Genomic DNA, 16373 nt, shown 5'->3' on the forward strand with positions numbered 1-16373 from the left:
GGCCGCGATGACAGCCAATCTCCCCCCTCGTGGGGGAGATGTCCGGCAGGACAGAGGGGGGCGCTGTCCCGCCGACGGATCGGCTCATTTCGGACGGTCTCGCCCTCGAGAGATTTGACCGAAGGCCGGCATTCCTTGGCGCCCCCCTCTGCCCTGCCGGGCGTTCGTCATTTGAAAGCCAAGCAATTGGCTTTCATCCGCTTCGCGGGCCATTCCTCAACCCCCACAAGGGGGGAGATTGGCAGCGTCGCCGTCGCGCAGGACATCACCCCATGACCCACTTCCTCTTCGATGGCTTCGACACCGCCCCCGTCACCATCCTGCTCGCGCATGGCGCCGGCGCATCGATGGATTCGCCCTCGATGACCGCCACCGCCAAGGTGCTGGCCGCAGCCGGCTTCCAGGTCGCGCGCTTCGAATTCCACTATATGGCCGCCCGCCGCTACGGCCACCGCAAGCCGCCGCCGCGTGCTGAAACGGTGAACCCGGAATACGTCAAGGCGATCGCCGACCTCAGGGCCAGGGGCGTGACTGGCAAGCTCATCGTCGGCGGCAAGTCGATGGGCGGGCGCGTCGCTTCCATGGTCGCGGACGAGATGTTTGCCAAGGGCGAGATTTCGGGTCTGCTGTGCCTCGGCTATCCCTTCCATCCGCCGGGAAAGCCTGACCAGTTGCGCACCAAACATCTGACCGGGCTGAAGACGCCGACGCTGATTTTTCAGGGCACGCGCGACGAGTTCGGCACGCGCGACGAGGTCGCGGGGTATGGGCTCTCCGACAGCATTGAGGTGATCTGGCTCGAGGATGGCGACCATGATCTCAAGCCGCGCAAGAGTGTGTCGGGGTTCTCGACGGCTGATCATCTGAAGACGCTGGCGGAGACGGTGAGGGGTTGGGTGGAGAGGATTTAGGGCGCGTACGCCTCGCACGCTTTTCGATTGTCGGCGCCGCCCCTCATCTGGCTGCCGCCGTTCGTCGTTCGAAAAGCCAAGCAGTTGGCTTTTCGTCCGCTGCGCGGATCACTCCTCAACTCCCCGTAAACGGGGCGAAGGACGCTGTCGTCGCCGGTTTCGCCAATCGCCAACGTTGCAGACCCTCATGAAACTCGCCACCTTCAACATCAACAACATCAACAGCCGGCTGGACAACCTGCTGGCATGGCTGGCGGCCACAAAGCCCGATGTCGTCTGCCTGCAGGAACTCAAGGCGCGCGATATGCAGTTTCCGCGCACTGCGCTGGCCGACGCCGGCTACGGCGCGGTGTGGAAGGGCGAGCCAACCTGGAACGGCGTTGCCATCCTCGCGCGCGGCGCGGAGCCGGTGCTGACCCGCGATGCCCTGCCCGGCGACGATGCCGACCGGCAGAGCCGCTACATCGAGGCGGCGGTCAACGGCATCGTCATCGCTTGCCTCTATGCGCCGAACGGCAATCCGCAACCGGGGCCGAAATTCCAGTACAAGCTCGCCTGGCACAAGCGGTTGGAGGCGCATGCGGCGCAACTTCTCGACACCGGCCTGCCGCTGGTGCTGGCCGGCGACTACAACATCGTGCCCAAGCCGCGCGACATCTATGCCACCCGCTCCTATGACGACAACGCGTTGGTGCAGCCGGAAAGCCGGGCTGCCTTTGCCGCCCTTCTTGAGCAAGGCTGGCTTGACGCGCTGCGCAAGGTCTATCCGAAGGAGACGCTCTACACCTTCTGGGACTATCGGCGGAACCGCTGGCCGCGCAATGCGGGCCTGCGGCTCGACCACATCTTGCTGTCGAAGACGCTCGCCCGCCGGCTGAAAGGGGCTGATATCGACCGCGATGTGCGCGGACAAGACGGCGCCAGCGATCATGCACCGGTGTGGGTGGAGTTGAAGTGAGGACGTCATCGTCGCGGTCCTTTTGCGCAGGCGACATCTCGCGCTAGTTTGGCGATGATCAGCATCGGGGGGCGTTTGATGCATTGCATGTCCGACAGCCGCGAGCGGCCGCCTTCTACGGTCGCCCGCCATGCATGATTTCGGCCTCGTTGAAATCCTGCTCGCGGCTGCTGCCATCCTTGTGGTCGCGGCATGCGTCGTCTGGCTTTTGCGCAAGGCGCGTGTCCGGCGCCGCGCCCAACGCCGGGCGGATCCGGCCGACGATTATGCGGTGCGTACCAATTGGGAGCGCAGCACCGGCACCGTCAACTACTCGTCCTTCGTCTATTTCGATGTCGACCGCGACGGCACATACGGCGTCGGCGACCGGCCTATGGCCGGCATCATGGTGCGGCTGTTGGACGAACAAGGCGGCTTCGTCGCTTCAACCAGGACAAACAATGGCGGCTTTGCCAACTTCGCCATGTCGACGTCTTCGGCCAATGCCGTGATCCGCGCGCCCGGCACCTACCGGTTCGCGGTTTCGGTGCCGCCGGGCTGGCGCTCGCCCAGCGCCAACGAGACGCAATCGCAGGATTTCCGGCGGGCGGCCGGCTCGCCCGCCGGGCTGGTGTCGCAGGACCTGCCCCAGCCGGTCGGCCTGGCGCCGGCGCGCAGCCTGGCCGGCAAGATGGCGGCGGACGGCACCGCGACGCTGTCGGTGATGGCGGACGGGCAAGAGCTGGAGAGCCTGGTGCTGGCGCCGGGTTCACCCTTCCGGCTCGACCTCGCCGGCGAGGCCGACACGGTGGTGATCGGCGGCGGCGGGCTTGACCGGCAGCTTGCGCTTTCGCCCTATCCGGCCGATCTCGGGCTGTTGTCATCGCAAACAGTGCCGAACGAGGCCCCGCTGCGGACGATCGGCTTCGACGACGTCACCGGCCGTGGCTTACGCAAGATCCCGTGCGGCCATGCCGGACTACAATGGCGCAACCTCAACGCCATGGCGCAGGACCACACCAAGGGCAGCGAAGGCTATGTCAACGGCAATGTCTCGGGCGATCACGTCGCCTATACCAGCAGCGGCTACCCGGCCGAGTTCAGCCGCGAAACCCCGTTCGGGTTCCACTCGGTGCTGTTGAGCGCAGCTTGGCTGAAGTCTGAAGGGGAGATCGCGCTGATCGAGTGTTGGCTGGGCGAGCAACTGGTCGCCAGCGATCAACTGGCGCTGTCGGCGCTGACGCCGCTGCACTACGCCCCGATGCTCAAGGCAGTAACCCGTGTCCGTCTGTCGACGAAACACTCTTGGCAGATGGTGCTGGACGACCTGATGCTGACGGGCTGACTTGTTACGGTACCGGATTTGAGGTCACGACCGGACCGTTGGTCGCAGCCGTGATAGCCTTCAGATTGCCCTTCTTGATCAGAGCCGGCCGCTCGTAGATCTTCTTCATGATGCAAGCTCTCCACTATATCCCGCCGCGAGTGTGACACATCATGGTCTTCTGTCAATGTTGCGCTGGGGATAGTCCAGGTTATCCCAACCAGAACATTGAAGATCTTGGCTTCAGGATTGCCGATTGCTTCGGTCCGATCGGGCATAAATCGGCAATGTAGAGCGCGCGCCGGCACGCTTAAGCCGTTGTTTCTATGCGTATCCCCAGCCCAAGCCAGGATATATCAGGCGATATACATGAGGGCAGGAGGCGAGGCTGGCGCTTTGCGGTATATAGCCGGCGCTGCTAACCTCATCCAAATCCGCGGGCGGAGAGCGCGATGAACAGATTGGCTGACAAGGTGCTGGCGTTTGTGCTGGTCGCGGTTGCCTTAGCCTGTCTGGTGCGGATCTATCCGCTCGCCGGTGCCTTTGCCTGGCATGGCGTTTCCGGGCTGCTGTCGAGTGCAGCCTCCTTGCGGCTTCTGGCTTTCGCCGTGGCGGCACTTGCCTGCCTGGCCGGCGCCTTGCTGTTCTGGGCCGGCCTGTTACCGGGGCGCCCTGCGCACCTGGCCGGAGCACCGCTGTTCGGCCGCGCGGCCGAAGTGCAGGAGACCGGCAGGCCCGGCCTGCGCAAGCTCTTTTTGGCCTTGCCATTGATTGTGCTTGCGGTGCTGGCCGTCGACCGGTTCGGCCCGTGGGGTGCCGGCGAGATTGCCAGCCGGCCCAGCGAGCCCAAGGCAGCCGAACCCAAGGCGGTCGAACCCAAGCCCGATGAACCGAAACTTGCCGAACCCAAACCCGCCGAGCCGAAGGGCCAGGATGTCGCCAGCGCGCCGCCGGCCCCGGAGCAGCCACCTGCGCCAGCCCCGCCAGAGGCGCCACCCACTCCGCCACCTGTAGCCGCCAACCCGCCGGCCGCACCGGTGCCGCCTGTGCCGCCCGTGGCCGTGCCTGCGCCAACGCCCGTTGCCCCGCCGGAGGTCGCGGTCATTCCGCCGCCCACGGTGGCGCCATTGCCGCCACCGCCGCCGGCGGCGCCGACGCAGCCCGACGGCCATCGCGACGCGGTCGTCTGGCTGGCGGTGGCGCCGGACGGCCGATCGATCATGAGCGCCAGCACAGACCACGTGATCAAGCTGTGGGACATTGGCGGCAAGAACCTGATCCGCAACCTCGGCGTCCACAAGGACATGGCGCGCACCGCGCTCTATATGCCTGACGGCGTCAGCGCGCTGACGGGCGGCGACGATGGCGAGATCGTGCTGCGCAAACTTGCCGATGGCGCCGTGCTGCATGTCTTCCAGTCCGGCCAGAATGGCGGCGTCAGGCAGCTGGCGATCAGCCCGGACGGCAAGCGCGCCGTCAGCGGACACGATACCGGCAATGTCATCGTCTGGGACCTCGTCAACAATTCCGTGCTGCATGTGCTGACCGGACACGACTGGTCGGTCAGCGCCGTCGCCGTCTCGCCCGATGGCAAGCAGGTGCTCAGCGGCAGCATCGACGGGACGCTGAAGCTCTGGGACATCGAAAGCGGCAAGCTGCTGCGCAGCTGGCATGGGCACGAGCAAGGCACCTATGGCGCCGTGTTCACCGCCGACGGGCACCATGTGATCACCGGCAGCGGCGACCAGACCATCAAGGTCTGGGATCTCGACAGCGGCCGCGAGGTGAAGCGTTTCGAAGGCCATGAAGGCACGGTCTACACGCTGGCGCTGTCCGCCGACGGCAAGCGCCTGCTGTCGGGTTCGCTCGACGGCACGGCGCGGCTGTGGGACATGGAAACCGGCAACCAGATCGCCATGTTCGACAGCCAGACCGGGCCGATCTACGCCGTGGCCTTCGCTCCAGACGGCACGGTGCTGACCGGCGGCTACGACCGCACCATCAGGGATTGGCCGGCGTCGGGTGGGGATGGCGTGGTGCTGTTTGCCGGCGCGCCGGGGTGAATGCTGGAGAGCTCCGTACCTGGCATGTCAATATATAAGTTGACATTTCAGGTAGTTTTGTATATATTGGTATTTACAGATTGCCATCGTTTGTCAATATATGAGTTTACAATGAGCGTTAAACAGGCCGTTCGCCAACAGTACCAGGCTGTGGTGGATCTCGCCCAAGCCGGGAACATCCAGATTCCTGCGGAAGGTTGGATAAGGACTGTGCGCAAGGCGATCGGTATGTCCGGCGCCCAGCTTGCAGGGCGGATGGGCGTAACCCGCGCCCGCATTGCCCAGGTAGAACAGGCCGAACTCGAAGGCGGCGTCACCCTGAAGTCGATGCAGGCCACGGCCGAGGCGATGGGGTGCCGGTTCGTCTATGCGTTCGTCCCGCCCGACACCATCGAGGCCATCATTGTCGCCCAGGCACGGAAAAAGGCGCAGGCGATTGTCGCCACGGCCGGCAAACACATGGCACTCGAAGACCAGGCGGTGGTCGGCAACCGGACGGATCAGGAAGTGAGCCGCCTGACGAGCAAACTGATGTATGAAATGCCGTCCGATTTCTGGCAGGACAAATGACGATTGCGCCCGATTATCCCGAGGGCGCGACGCCACTTGATCCCAACGAGCTCGGCGGACTGAAGCATAGGCACATCACAACCCAGGCCGAGCTCAACGAGCTGGAGCAGGCCAACATCACGTCCGGCCTGCTGTGGCTTTCCCGGACACGAAGAAAGGACATCCTCACTGACGGTTTCGCCATCGAACTTCATCGGCGGCTGTTCGGCGAGGTGTGGAACTGGGCTGGAACCTTCAGGACCACCGGCAAGAACATCGGCGTCGATCCCATGCAAATCGGGGTGCAATTGCGCGCAGCGCTGGATGATGCGCTCTACTGGATGGACCGGGGCACATATGTGCCTATCGAAGCAGCCGTGCGGCTTCACCACCGGGTCGTGTTCATCCATCCGTTTGCGAATGGCAATGGCCGCCATGCCCGTATCCTGGCGGACGCCATGCTTGAGAAGCTCTACGGCGTTGATCCGATCGATTGGACCGCCGGGGCGGATCTGCTGAAAATGAACGAAAGGCGGGCGGCTTATATCTCGGCATTGAAGGCAGCCGACCGGCACGACATCGGTCCGCTGCTGACTTTCGTCGGACTGGCAGGGCGGCTATAGCCGTGACCGGCACCGTCATCACGCCAGCCCAACCTTGATCGGTTAGCCCGCCGTGCTATGTAAAAATCATGTCAGCACCCAGCCTCGCGGACAACGCGCCGCTCATCGTCATCGACCTCCAGACCGGCATGTTCGACGGGGTACACGAGCCGCCGATCCATGACGCGCCTGCGATTGTCGAGCGGACCCGGGCGGTGATCGACTGGGCAAGGCGGGGTGGGCGTAAGGTCGCTTTCGTCAGGCATGATGGACCCGAGGGCGACCCGCTGGCGCCGGGTGAGCCGGGTTGGCCGGTGTGGGGCGCCCTTGGGCAAGCCGATGATGAACCGACCTTTGCCAAATCCGTGCGCGATGCCTTCAGCAATCCGGCCTTCGGCGACTGGGTCGCCGGGCAGGGCGCGGGTGCTGTGGTGATCCTCGGCGCGCAGACCGATTTTTGCGTCGCGGCAACCGTCAAGAGCGCGGTCGCCAGGGGGCTCGGCGTCACCGTGGTTTCCGATGCCCACAGCACGCTGGACAGTGCCAGCGAGAGGGCTGAGCAGATCATCGCCCGGCACAATGGTGAATTCGCTGAGGCCGGTGTCAATCTGGTGACGACGAAGGTGCTGGTTGGCGGCTGAAGCGGCAGCGAAGGTCATGACAGCTCGGCCTGCCGGACGGATCACAATGCCAAGCTCCTGCCATGGTCGACGCGGGCGGGGGGGGCGCATTGTTGGGATGGCTGGGCGCCCGCGTCAACCAGGGCGGCTCGTACCGCCGCGATAACACAATGGCACATTGCGGGGCCGCCGAAACTTCCGTGAAAGCGGAATAGGCAAGAGCCGCCGTGCGGATTCGCGCTCTGCCTCGCCGGAACATGCGCCGGGGGCAATTTCGTGAAACAGTTTTTCGTCCCAGCCGCATTGACCCGCGGCGGGCGGGCGGCGAGGACTGGCGCTTTCAACAGGGATGGCGCCCATGGGCGAGCAGACAATTTTGAGCGAACAGACGATTTTCCGCAACGCGAAACTGGCCGATGGCTCGCGGGTGGATCTCAGCGTCACCGGCGGCCGCTTCAGTGCCGTCGCGCCGGCCGGCAAGGCACCGCCGGCTGATCTTGCCGCCATCGATCCCATCATTATCGATCTCGGCGGCCAGCTTGTGGTGCCGGCCTTCGTCGAAGGGCATATCCATCTCGACACCTCGTTTTATGGCGATGCCTGGCGCCCGCATATTCCCTGCACAAAAGGATTCGACGTGCGCGAGCGCGTCGCCTTCCAGGCGCAGAACCTTGCCGCCGCGGCGCCGATGGCGGAGCGGGCGAAGAACCAGCTCGAACTCTGCATCGGCAATGGCAGCCTGGCCATGCGCAGCCATGTCATGGTCGATGCCTCGGTCGGGCTGAAACATGTCGAAACCATCCTGGCCGTGCGCGAAAAATACCGCGACCTCATCGACATCCAGCTCGTCGCCTTCCCGCAAAGCGGCATTCTTTCGTCTCCCGGCACGGCGGAGCTTCTGGATGAGGCGCTGAAGCTCGGCTGCGACCTCGTCGGCGGGCTCGACCCCGCCAGCTTCGACCGCGACGTGAAGGGCCATCTCGATGTGGTGTTCGCCCTGGCACAGAAACATGGCGCCGGCGTCGACATCCATCTGCATGATGGCGGCACGCTCGGCCTGTTCCAGGTCGAGGAGATCGCGGCGCGGACAAAGGCGCTCGGCATGGTGGGCCATGTCGCCGTCAGCCACGCCTATGGGCTGGGCGACATCCCGGCCAATGCGTTGGCGAAGGCCGGTGCGATGCTGGCGGCGGCAGGCGTGGCGATCATGACCAACGCGCCAGGCAACCATGCCTTCCCGCCGGTGGCGGCACTGCGGCAGGCCGGCGTCACAGTGTTCAGCGGCTCCGACAACATCCGCGATTCCTGGTGGCCCTATGGCGATGGCGACATGCTTTCGCGAGCCAACATCATCGGCTACCGCTCCGGCTTTTACGAGGACCACGAACTGGCCGCCGCCTTCGATGTGGTGACCCATGCCGGCGCCAAGGCGCTGGGGCTGGAGGACTACGGCATTGTGATAGGCGCTAGCGCCGACTTCGTTGCCATGCCGGCGCAGCACGTGCCCGAGGCGGTGGTGGCCGTGCCGAAGCACCGCACGGTCTATCGCCGCGGCAGGGCGGTGGCCAGGGATGGCCGGATGATGGGCATCGTCCAAGCCTGACCCATTCCGATGGAACCGGGATGGGTCTTCGCAGGCGATGACCGCGTGGGTATCAGTAGGCCTTGGCTGCTGTCTTGTGCTTCTTGGAATGCTTCCTGTGTTTTTTGTGTTTCTTGTACTTCTTGGCGGCGACCTTTTGAACGGCGGCCGGGGCAGCCGTCGTGGCCCCAGCGGTCACGGCGGCAGTGGTGGCAGCCGCGCGGGCTTCGAGAACCGGCATCGAGACGACCAGCGCGAACGCAAGGCCGAGAGCCGCGAGGATGGATTTGTTCATAGGTTTATTCCTTTTGGGTCACGCCGAACCGAAACGGAAACCGTTTTCGGAAAAGATCATGTTCGAACAAGAGGCTTCGACGGCGCACGCGGCGCCGTCGGGCATTTCTCGGGAACCCTACTTTTTCTTGCAGTCGGCGGCTGCCTTCATCGCTGCCGTCGCTTCGGCCTCGGTTTTGTAGGACGTCTTGCCGACCATCATGACGGTCTTGCCGTCAGGCTTTGTCGTGGCGACGGAACACGTCTTATCGCTCGCCTTCTGGGCGACGAAATATTCTGTCGCCGCAAGCGCGGGAGCGGTCGCGAACGCCACCAGAATCGCTGCGGAAAGAAGCTTCCTGTACATTTCATTTTCCTCCACTTGGCCCCCAGTCGCCCTTGGACACTGTGACGAGGCGATCTGTCTGACGTCTTGCGGCAACATTACGGTTTGGTAATGTTGCGTTCGGTCGACATGGAGGGGCGGCGTCGCCGGTGCTTTCGCGAGCCAACATGATCGGCTACCGGTCCGGCTTCTACGAGGACCATGAACTGGCGGCCGCCTTCGATGTCGTGACCCATGCCGGCGCCAAGGCGCTGGGGCTGGAGGGCTACGGCATCGTGGTTGGCGCCGGCGCCGACTTCGTCGCCATGCGGGCACAGCACGTGCCCGAGGCAGTGGTGGCCGTGCCGAAGGACCGCACGGTCTATCGCCAGGGCAGGGCGGTGGCGAGCGACGGGACGATACTGGCGCGCTGAAGCCATGGCTTGGCGAAGGATGATGGGGCCCGGCGGTCAGTGCAAGGGAGACACGCCGAGCCCCGCCGGCTTCTGGCGGGAGCCAGCATCTCTACATTAGCAATATCTAATGTAATTGCAAGATGGCGGCGAAGCTTCGTTGGCTGCCGGCTAGAGCATTTCACCGTTTCATGGAAACGGCGAACCGCTCTAACTCTTTGTTTTGACGCAATTCCGGACGGAAAACCGCTCACACTTTTCCTGGAATTGCTCTAAAAGCCGGCGGCGCCCGCAACCATCATCACCAAAACGGCAGCCGCCATGCCCCAGACCGCCGCCGCCGCCAAAACTCTCGCGTTCGGACGGAATCGACGATGAGGCGTTGGCAATTGGATTTTTGGCATGGCTCAGCGGCGGTCGAAATCGCAGACCCGTACCTTCTCGACAACCCAGTGGAGATGGCGCCAATGCTTTCTGATCTTCACGAAGCAATGCCGGTTGTGATGTTTGCGCCAGCGATGATCGCGCCAGTGATGCCGGCCGTTATGCATGCCATTGTCCGTGGTGATGACGAGGCTGGCGGCCTGCGTCGGGGCGATGTTGACGGGGACAGGACAGAGACAATGAGAAGTGCCGACAGCAGAATGGTTTCCACTTTGGATCCTCCAATTTATGTCCATGAGAAGGCGGCGGAACGTTACGGAGCGGCTTTCGATCAGTTCGACGCTCCGCGATCGGCTTGCTGAAACGATCGCGCCGGCACCGAAGACAGGGCGTGTGAGTCCGAAGAAGCCTCGCCGAAATAGAGCAAACCGCCGAGCACGAGGAATACTATCCCCACCGCCGCCAGTCCGACCATCAACACCGCGATCGCCGTACCCGGGCCGTGGCCTGTTCTGATGATGATGGACCGATGGTGCATCGCTCTTCCTCCGAAATCGAGTCCGGCCCGCAGACCTTGCGGCAAACGACGGCAGAGGCGGGATGTTCCCGATGAAGAGCCGCCTCGGCCTTTTGCGTTTCCTTTTGGGACCAAGGTCTTAGGTGGCTGGAGCAAAGGTCCGGTGAGTCCTGTTCGGTTCCGGCAATGTCCATTGGATGTTCCACTATTTTAGCCAATTGAGATATAATTCCTTGCCCTCTCGAGGGGCCAAGGCGGGCGCCGAAAAGAGCAAAATGGTGCCGTCCGACATGCCCACATTGATGTGCCATTCTCCACATATCATCGGACCAAAGGCCCTTTGTGAGGAACTTCGTTCAGTCCGGGCGGCGGAGCAAACAGGCTCATGCCAAACGCCAGGAATTCGAACTTGTAGACCTCGCGCCGGCTGAGCGGCTCTGCCATGTCGCGGCTGCGCACCGGCATGGCAAAGCCGAATTCGCCGCCATGCCATCCGCTGCGATCAATCCAGTACCGGTCCATGTCGGCGCGCTTGCCAGCGCGTTTTTCGGGCGAGCGGAAGCTGATGGTGTGTCGCGGGTGGCTATCTCCTGGGCATTACGCGGAGATTGCGCTGGACCCACGAGGGCGTTTCACTGGAGAGGCGCTCATGCCGAATGTCTCCCTTGACGGGCTCGCTCCAGCGACATCGAACCGCTCGGTTTTCCCTGTGGGACCAAGGTCTTAGGTGGTGTCCGTAAAAGGTCCGATAGGCCTTGTTCGGTTCCGGCAATGTCCATTGGATGTTCCGCTATTTTAGCTAGATGAGATATAATCAGGCAGCCATAGCGCGGCCGGGGAAGGTACCCAGGCATGCCCTCTGCGCGGCTTCCTGGGTAAGGCCTACCAGCCCATCCATTCGCGCGTGCGCCAGGCGAGGCCGGCAAAGGGCGTCATCAGCGTGACAACGACAAACATCAGCATGAACGGGTGCCTGGTGGCGGAGGGTCTGGGTGCCATGTCGCGATCATCCTTGCTGGAGGCTCATCAGGGAATGCGTGGGAGAACGTCATCACGGCCACGTGGTTGCATCTGATGCAGGCTACGTTGCGGCTGGAACCGGATGCCGGCAACGGCGTTTCCCGGATGTGACCGGTGAGGCTGCCACCTCCGCCGGCACCGTTTAAAGGCTCGCTCTACTCCCGGCAGAGCGGGCCTTTTTCGCGGTGCTGGACGACGCATTCGGGAACGACAGCGCGCGCTCCACGTTAGGTATCGCTAAGGCAATCGACGGATCGTGTTTTCCCGAAGAAGCGCCCAGGCGCGTCTTCGGGCACAGATGTATTTAATATTAGCTCTAAGTGTCGAAATTCATCACGTATTTTTTAAGCATAGCTTGAGTGATACCCTTCTTGAGCGAATATACAAAAATCGGAATTTGTCGGCGTGCCGAATTTATTCCGAAAATCGCGATGGAACTTCACGGCGCTGGCTGAGTTTTCCTCCTGGGTGGCAGTTTGATACCCAATAATGGAGGTTACTATGAAACATTATCTTTCGAGTGCGGCAGCTGCGATCGTTCTGATGGGCGGCATTGGTGCGGCCATGGCGGACACAATCGTCGTTCAGCCGGAGCAGGAGACGGTGGTTCGCGAATACGTCAAGAAGCAGCCGCTGGCGTCGGTCAATCTGCTCGGCCTCGAGCTCAAGCTCGGCTCGCCGGTGCCTGACAAGGTCGAACTGCGCGAAGTGCCCAACGTCAAGTACCGCGTCGCCGTGATCAACGACCAGACCGTCCTGGTCGACCCCGAGACCCGTCAGATCGTCGAAGTGCTGCACTGATCCATGGTGTGGCAGTGAGTGTGACGCCAGTATGGCGTCGAGAAAAGCCCGCCACGGGTCGTGGCGGGCTTTCTTGTGAGGTTGGCTTTGCCGCCTCTTATTCGGCGGCCAATTTGTCCTGCGTGCTCGTGTCGAAGTCGCTGGCGTCGTGGCGCTCGTGCAGCTGCATGGCCGGCTCGCCGAAGGCGCGGTTGACCATGCGGCCGCGCTTGACCGCGGGCCGCTCATCGATCGCCTTCGCCCAGCGCTGGACGTGCTTGTACTCCTGGACGGACAGGAAGTCGGCGGAATCATTGTACATGCGGCCGAGCGCCAGCCCGCCATACCAGGGCCACACCGCCATGTCGGCGATCGTGTAATCCTTGCCGCCGAGATATTCGCTCTCGGCCAGCCGGCGGTCGAGCACATCAAGCTGCCGCTTGGTTTCCATGGCGAAGCGGTCGATGGCGTATTCGAATTTCTGCGGCGCATAGGCATAGAAATGGCCGAAGCCGCCCCCCAGATACGGCGCCGAGCCCATCTGCCAGAACAACCAGGACAGGACTTCCGCGCGCGCAGGCTGTTCGGTGGGCAGGAATTCGCCGAATTTTTCGGCGAGATAGACCAAGATCGAGCCGGATTCGAAGATGCGCACCGGCGTCGCACCGCTGCGGTCCATCAGAGCCGGGATCTTGGAGTTGGGATTAACCTCGACAAAGCCGCTGCCGAACTGGTCACCATCGTTGATCCTGATGAGCCAGGCGTCGTATTCGGCGCCCTTGTGGCCGCGCGCCAGAAGCTCCTCCAGCATCACCGTCACCTTGACGCCGTTTGGCGTCGCCAGCGAATAAAGCTGCAGCGGGTGTTTGCCGACGGGCAATTCCTTGTCATGCGTCGGCCCGGCGATCGGCCGGTTGATGCTGGCAAAGGTGCCGCCATTTGCCTTGTTCCAGGTCCATACTTTCGGCGGGGTGTAGTCTGTCATGTCGGGCCTCGTGGGAAGGGAGGGGCGGGATTGAACGGAACCATCTACAGCTAGGGCTGCGGCGGCGGAAGTTCAACTTGCGTTGAACTATTGTTTTATGGGTGCGCTGGTGAGCGCGCTTCTTTCCTTCTCCCACAAGGGGAGAAGGAAGATCTGCCCTGCCGCGCCCCGGCCCTTCGCAAGCTCCGGGCGTTCGAAACTCGAAAGGCCAAGCAATTGGCTTTTCGTGGCCTGCGGCCACCGTTTCTCACCCTTGCACCATCCCCTCCAAGGCATACCTATAGGAGAAGCCGCCAAGCATTCGCATCGCAGGACAAAATCATGGCCATCAATCCCAATCCGCGCTCCGTCGTCGCCGTACGCGCCACCGTTCCCGAGGATGCCTTCACCGCCGGCGCGCTGGGCACGCTCAGGGAAGGCAGCGGCGTCGTCATCCGCAATGACGGGCTGGTGCTGACCATTGGCTATCTCATCACCGAGGCCGAGGAGGTCTGGCTGACCGCGCATGACGGCCGCGTCATCCCAGCGCATGCGCTGGCCTATGACCAGGAATCGGGCTTCGGCCTGGTCCAGGCGCTGGCGCCGACCGGCTTGCCGGCCGTGGCGCTGGGCGATGCCGGCAAGGCCCGGATCGGCGACGCGGTGGTGCTTGCCGACGGCGTCGGCCGGGCGGTCGAGGCCAAGATCGTCACCAAGCAGGAATTCGCCGGCTATTGGGAGTATCTGCTCGACGAGGCGATCTTCATCGCGCCGGCGCATCCGTCCTGGGGGGGTGCGCCGCTGTTTAGCGCCGATGGCGCGCTGCTCGGCATCGGTTCGCTGCGCCTGCAGATGAGCCGCGCCGGCGAGGTCGCCGATATCAACATGGTGGTGCCGATCGATCTGTTGCCGCCGATCCTCGACGATCTCTTGACGCGTGGCCAGGTGGCCAAGCCGCCACGTCCGTGGCTCGGCGCGCTCTCGGCCGAAAGCGACGGCAAGGTGGTGGTGATGAGCGTCACCGAGGGCGGTCCGGCGGCAAAAGCCGGCCTGCGCCAGGGCGACGTCATCTCAGAGGTCCGCGACGGCGCGGTCGACGGGCTCGCCGATTTCTATCGCAAGCTGTGGGACAGCGGCTCGGCCGGCGCCGAGATCCCGATGCGGGTGGTGCGCGACGGCCGCGAGACCTGGCTGCGCGTCAAATCCGCCGACCGCGGCAGTTTCTTGAAGAAGCCGCAGCTGCAGTAGACCGGACGAATTCGCTGGCGATGCATCCAAGACTGCTCAAAACCTTTCTCGCGGTGGCGCGCAGCCGCAATATCACGCGTGCCGCGGAGGTGGTTCACCTCGCGCAATCGAGTGTCAGCGACCAGATCCAGGCGCTGGAGGCTGAGCTTGGTGCTGCCCTATTCACACGCTCGAAGTCCGGCCTGGAGCTGACGCCGGCGGGGCTGGCGCTGAAGCCGATCGCCGAAGAGTTGCTGCGGCTCGATGGCGAGGGACGTGCGGCCGTGCTGGCGGCGGTGGGACAAACAAGCGGAACGCTGACCATCGGCGCGCTGGAGACGATCGCCTCGGCCCGGCTGGCACCCTGGCTGCCGGGATTCCAGATCCGGCATCCTGATATCACCGTGCGAATGAAGGTGAGCGACAGCGGCACGCTGCGGCGCCTGCTGGAGGACGGCGATATCGATGTCGCCTTCTGCTTCGAGCGTCGCGATGCTGAGAAGGGCGCGACCGATGACCGCCTGGCCAGGCGCACGATAGGGGCCGAACCGCTGGTGCTGGTCGCGGCGCCGGGGCAAGGCAGCGCGCCGCTCGACCTGACAGGACTTGCCGCGCTGCGCTTTGTGGTGACGGAGCCTGGATGCATCTACCGGCACATGTTCGACACTGCTTTTGACGAGGCGGGCATGGCGGCGCCAAGACTTGCCGCCGAAGTCGGCAGCATCGGCGCCATTGCCCGGCTGGTGGCGGCGGGTGCCGGGCTCGGCCTCGTTCCACGCCTTGCCGTCAGCGACGCGCTGGCGCGTGGCGAGCTCATGGAATTGCCGTGGCCCGGTCGAATGCGGCCGGCACCGCTGACGATGGTCTGGCGGCGCCGGCGCATCCAGCCGCCGGCGCTCCGGCGATTGCTCGCCGCCGCGCGCGACACGCTGGCGCCGGAACGCCTGGAGGCGGGCTCAGGTCTTGATTCGGCTGACGGCTCCAAGGCCTTGTTTCCAAACAATTCCCTGGAAAAGAACGTCGCCGGCTAAACCAGCCGGTGTCCACCTTCCACATGCAGCGTCGTGCCGGTCGTAAAACCATTGCCGATCAGGAAGAAGAGAGCGTCGGCGATGTCTGCGGGCTGGCCGACCCTGCCGACCGGCAACCGCTCGGCCATCGCGGCCAGCATCTCGGCCTTGCGGTCACCGGCAACCTGCGCCCAGATCGTGGTGTCGACCCAGCCGGGCGAGACGGCGTTGACGCGGATCGGCGCGAGTTCGACGGCAAGCGCCCGCGCCAGCCCTTCGAGCGCGGCATTGACCGCGGCGACGACCGAGCCGCGCGCGGCCGGCCGGTAGGCGGCGATGCCGGAGACGAAGCTCATCGAGCCTGAAGGTGTAAGCCGTGGCGCGCCGTGCTTGGCGAGCAGCAGCGGGCCGAAGAGCTTGCTGTCGACCATGCGCTGCGCCGCCTTGAGGTCAAGCTCCGGCAACAGCCTGTAGGCGCCTTCTATGTCGGCCGCCGTGCTGACGATGTGGTTGAGCCCACCGATGTGTGCGAACAGGTCCGCGACCTGGTCTTCCCGAGCGATGTCGACGACGGCGACCTCCAGGCCGGCGGGATTGCCGAGCGCCTCGCGCGCCTGTTGTAGCCGCTGCTCGCCGCGCCCGGCGATGACGATTTCGGCACCCGCCTCGACGCAGCGCCTGGCCAGCGCTAGGCCCATGCCGGAGCCGCCGCCGACGATCAGGATTTTCTGGTTTGAAAGGTTCATATCGCTCTGCCTTTGCTGGATTGGACAAGGGCAGGGGATTGGCAGGTCGGCGTGCCCGGAGGAAACGGAAGAAACCGATGGTGCTATCGGAGATGCCGATGGTGTGCGCGCATAAGCGCCGTTTCG

The 16373-nt window shown here is 63.9% G+C and carries 18 protein-coding genes and 1 pseudogene; 13 read left to right on the plus strand and 6 right to left on the minus strand.

Annotated features, from left to right (window positions below):
• Positions 1–272 precede the first annotated feature (272 nt).
• From CKW40_RS14700 to CKW40_RS14710, 3 genes are all read left to right on the plus strand, one after another.
• Positions 273–911, plus strand: coding sequence for an alpha/beta hydrolase family protein (locus CKW40_RS14700; RefSeq protein WP_095200599.1), 639 nt, complete (start codon positions 273–275; stop codon positions 909–911).
• 187 nt (positions 912–1098) lie between these two features.
• A complete protein-coding gene (locus tag CKW40_RS14705; protein WP_095200600.1) occupies positions 1099–1869 on the plus strand; it encodes an exodeoxyribonuclease III in 771 nt (256 codons plus the stop codon).
• 130 nt (positions 1870–1999) lie between these two features.
• Positions 2000–3193, plus strand: a complete 1194-nt coding sequence (locus tag CKW40_RS14710) for an SdrD B-like domain-containing protein (protein ID WP_095200601.1) — start codon at positions 2000–2002, stop codon at positions 3191–3193.
• A gap of 4 nt (positions 3194–3197) precedes the next feature.
• Here the strand turns inward: CKW40_RS14710 and CKW40_RS44335 are convergent, their stop codons facing one another.
• Entirely contained in the window at positions 3198–3302 is a 105-nt protein-coding gene (locus tag CKW40_RS44335) for a putative RiPP precursor (RefSeq protein ID WP_198421149.1), read from the minus strand.
• Positions 3303–3624: 322 nt separating this feature from the next.
• On the opposite strand from CKW40_RS44335, the gene CKW40_RS45360 reads away from it, so the two are divergent.
• The 5 genes from CKW40_RS45360 to CKW40_RS14735 all read left to right on the plus strand — a co-directional run bounded on the left by CKW40_RS45360 (position 3625) and on the right by CKW40_RS14735 (position 8609).
• Positions 3625–5235 carry a WD40 repeat domain-containing protein gene (locus tag CKW40_RS45360; protein ID WP_095200602.1) on the plus strand — a complete coding sequence of 537 codons (1611 nt, stop codon included), beginning with the start codon at positions 3625–3627 and terminating at the stop codon, positions 5233–5235.
• Between the two features lie 111 nt (positions 5236–5346).
• Positions 5347–5805 (plus strand): mobile mystery protein A, encoded by a 459-nt coding sequence (locus CKW40_RS14720; protein WP_095200718.1) that lies wholly within the window; start codon positions 5347–5349, stop codon positions 5803–5805.
• Positions 5802–6407 (plus strand): mobile mystery protein B, encoded by a 606-nt coding sequence (locus CKW40_RS14725; RefSeq protein ID WP_095200603.1) that lies wholly within the window; start codon positions 5802–5804, stop codon positions 6405–6407. Before CKW40_RS14720 ends, CKW40_RS14725 begins: the two co-directional genes overlap by 4 nt.
• Positions 6408–6475: 68 nt before the next feature.
• Positions 6476–7027: an isochorismatase family protein gene (locus CKW40_RS14730; protein WP_095200604.1), complete on the plus strand. Its 552-nt coding sequence runs from the start codon at positions 6476–6478 to the stop codon at positions 7025–7027.
• A 337-nt stretch (positions 7028–7364) separates the two neighbouring features.
• The gene (locus CKW40_RS14735; RefSeq protein ID WP_095200605.1) at positions 7365–8609 is read left to right on the plus strand and encodes an amidohydrolase family protein; all 1245 of its coding nucleotides are present in this window, start codon (positions 7365–7367) and stop codon (positions 8607–8609) included.
• A 52-nt stretch (positions 8610–8661) separates the two neighbouring features.
• On the opposite strand, the gene CKW40_RS14740 is transcribed toward CKW40_RS14735, so the two are convergent.
• Both CKW40_RS14740 and CKW40_RS14745 read right to left on the minus strand, forming a co-directional pair.
• Positions 8662–8883, minus strand: a complete 222-nt coding sequence (locus CKW40_RS14740; protein ID WP_095200606.1) for a hypothetical protein — start codon at positions 8881–8883, stop codon at positions 8662–8664.
• Between the two features lie 117 nt (positions 8884–9000).
• Positions 9001–9228, minus strand: a complete 228-nt coding sequence (locus tag CKW40_RS14745; RefSeq protein WP_095200719.1) for a hypothetical protein — start codon at positions 9226–9228, stop codon at positions 9001–9003.
• A 128-nt stretch (positions 9229–9356) separates the two neighbouring features.
• Between CKW40_RS14745 and CKW40_RS14750 the strand changes: the two are divergent.
• Together CKW40_RS14750 and CKW40_RS43760 are read left to right on the plus strand one after the other, a co-directional pair.
• Positions 9357–9620, plus strand: a pseudogene (locus CKW40_RS14750) (amidohydrolase family protein); the annotation flags it as partial.
• A 353-nt stretch (positions 9621–9973) separates the two neighbouring features.
• Complete coding sequence (locus CKW40_RS43760) at positions 9974–10345, plus strand: hypothetical protein (RefSeq protein ID WP_095200607.1); 372 nt, start codon at positions 9974–9976, stop codon at positions 10343–10345.
• A gap of 476 nt (positions 10346–10821) precedes the next feature.
• Here the strand turns inward: CKW40_RS43760 and CKW40_RS14765 are convergent, their stop codons facing one another.
• Complete coding sequence (locus CKW40_RS14765) at positions 10822–11022, minus strand: hypothetical protein (RefSeq protein WP_095200609.1); 201 nt, start codon at positions 11020–11022, stop codon at positions 10822–10824.
• 999 nt (positions 11023–12021) lie between these two features.
• Between CKW40_RS14765 and CKW40_RS14770 the strand changes: the two genes are divergently transcribed.
• Positions 12022–12321, plus strand: coding sequence for a DUF1236 domain-containing protein (locus CKW40_RS14770; protein WP_095200610.1), 300 nt, complete (start codon positions 12022–12024; stop codon positions 12319–12321).
• A 97-nt stretch (positions 12322–12418) separates the two neighbouring features.
• Here the strand turns inward: CKW40_RS14770 and yghU are convergent, their stop codons facing one another.
• Positions 12419–13285 (minus strand): glutathione-dependent disulfide-bond oxidoreductase, encoded by an 867-nt coding sequence (yghU, locus tag CKW40_RS14775; protein ID WP_095200611.1) that lies wholly within the window; start codon positions 13283–13285, stop codon positions 12419–12421.
• Positions 13286–13606: 321 nt separating this feature from the next.
• Here yghU and CKW40_RS14785 point away from each other — a divergent pair, with 321 nt between their 5' ends.
• On the plus strand, positions 13607–14512 hold the full coding sequence (locus CKW40_RS14785) for a S1C family serine protease (RefSeq protein WP_095200613.1): 906 nt from the start codon (positions 13607–13609) through the stop codon (positions 14510–14512).
• Positions 14513–14532: 20 nt separating this feature from the next.
• The gene (locus CKW40_RS14790) at positions 14533–15522 is read left to right on the plus strand and encodes a LysR family transcriptional regulator (RefSeq protein ID WP_095200614.1); all 990 of its coding nucleotides are present in this window, start codon (positions 14533–14535) and stop codon (positions 15520–15522) included.
• On the opposite strand, the gene CKW40_RS14795 is transcribed toward CKW40_RS14790, so the two are convergent.
• Entirely contained in the window at positions 15519–16247 is a 729-nt protein-coding gene (locus CKW40_RS14795) for an SDR family oxidoreductase (RefSeq protein WP_095200615.1), read from the minus strand. The two genes, CKW40_RS14790 and CKW40_RS14795, sit on opposite strands and share 4 nt — an antisense overlap.
• Positions 16248–16373 lie beyond the last annotated feature (126 nt).

Origin of the sequence: Mesorhizobium carmichaelinearum (assembly GCF_900199455.1) — a bacterium.
Classification (GTDB): domain Bacteria; phylum Pseudomonadota; class Alphaproteobacteria; order Rhizobiales; family Rhizobiaceae; genus Mesorhizobium; species Mesorhizobium carmichaelinearum.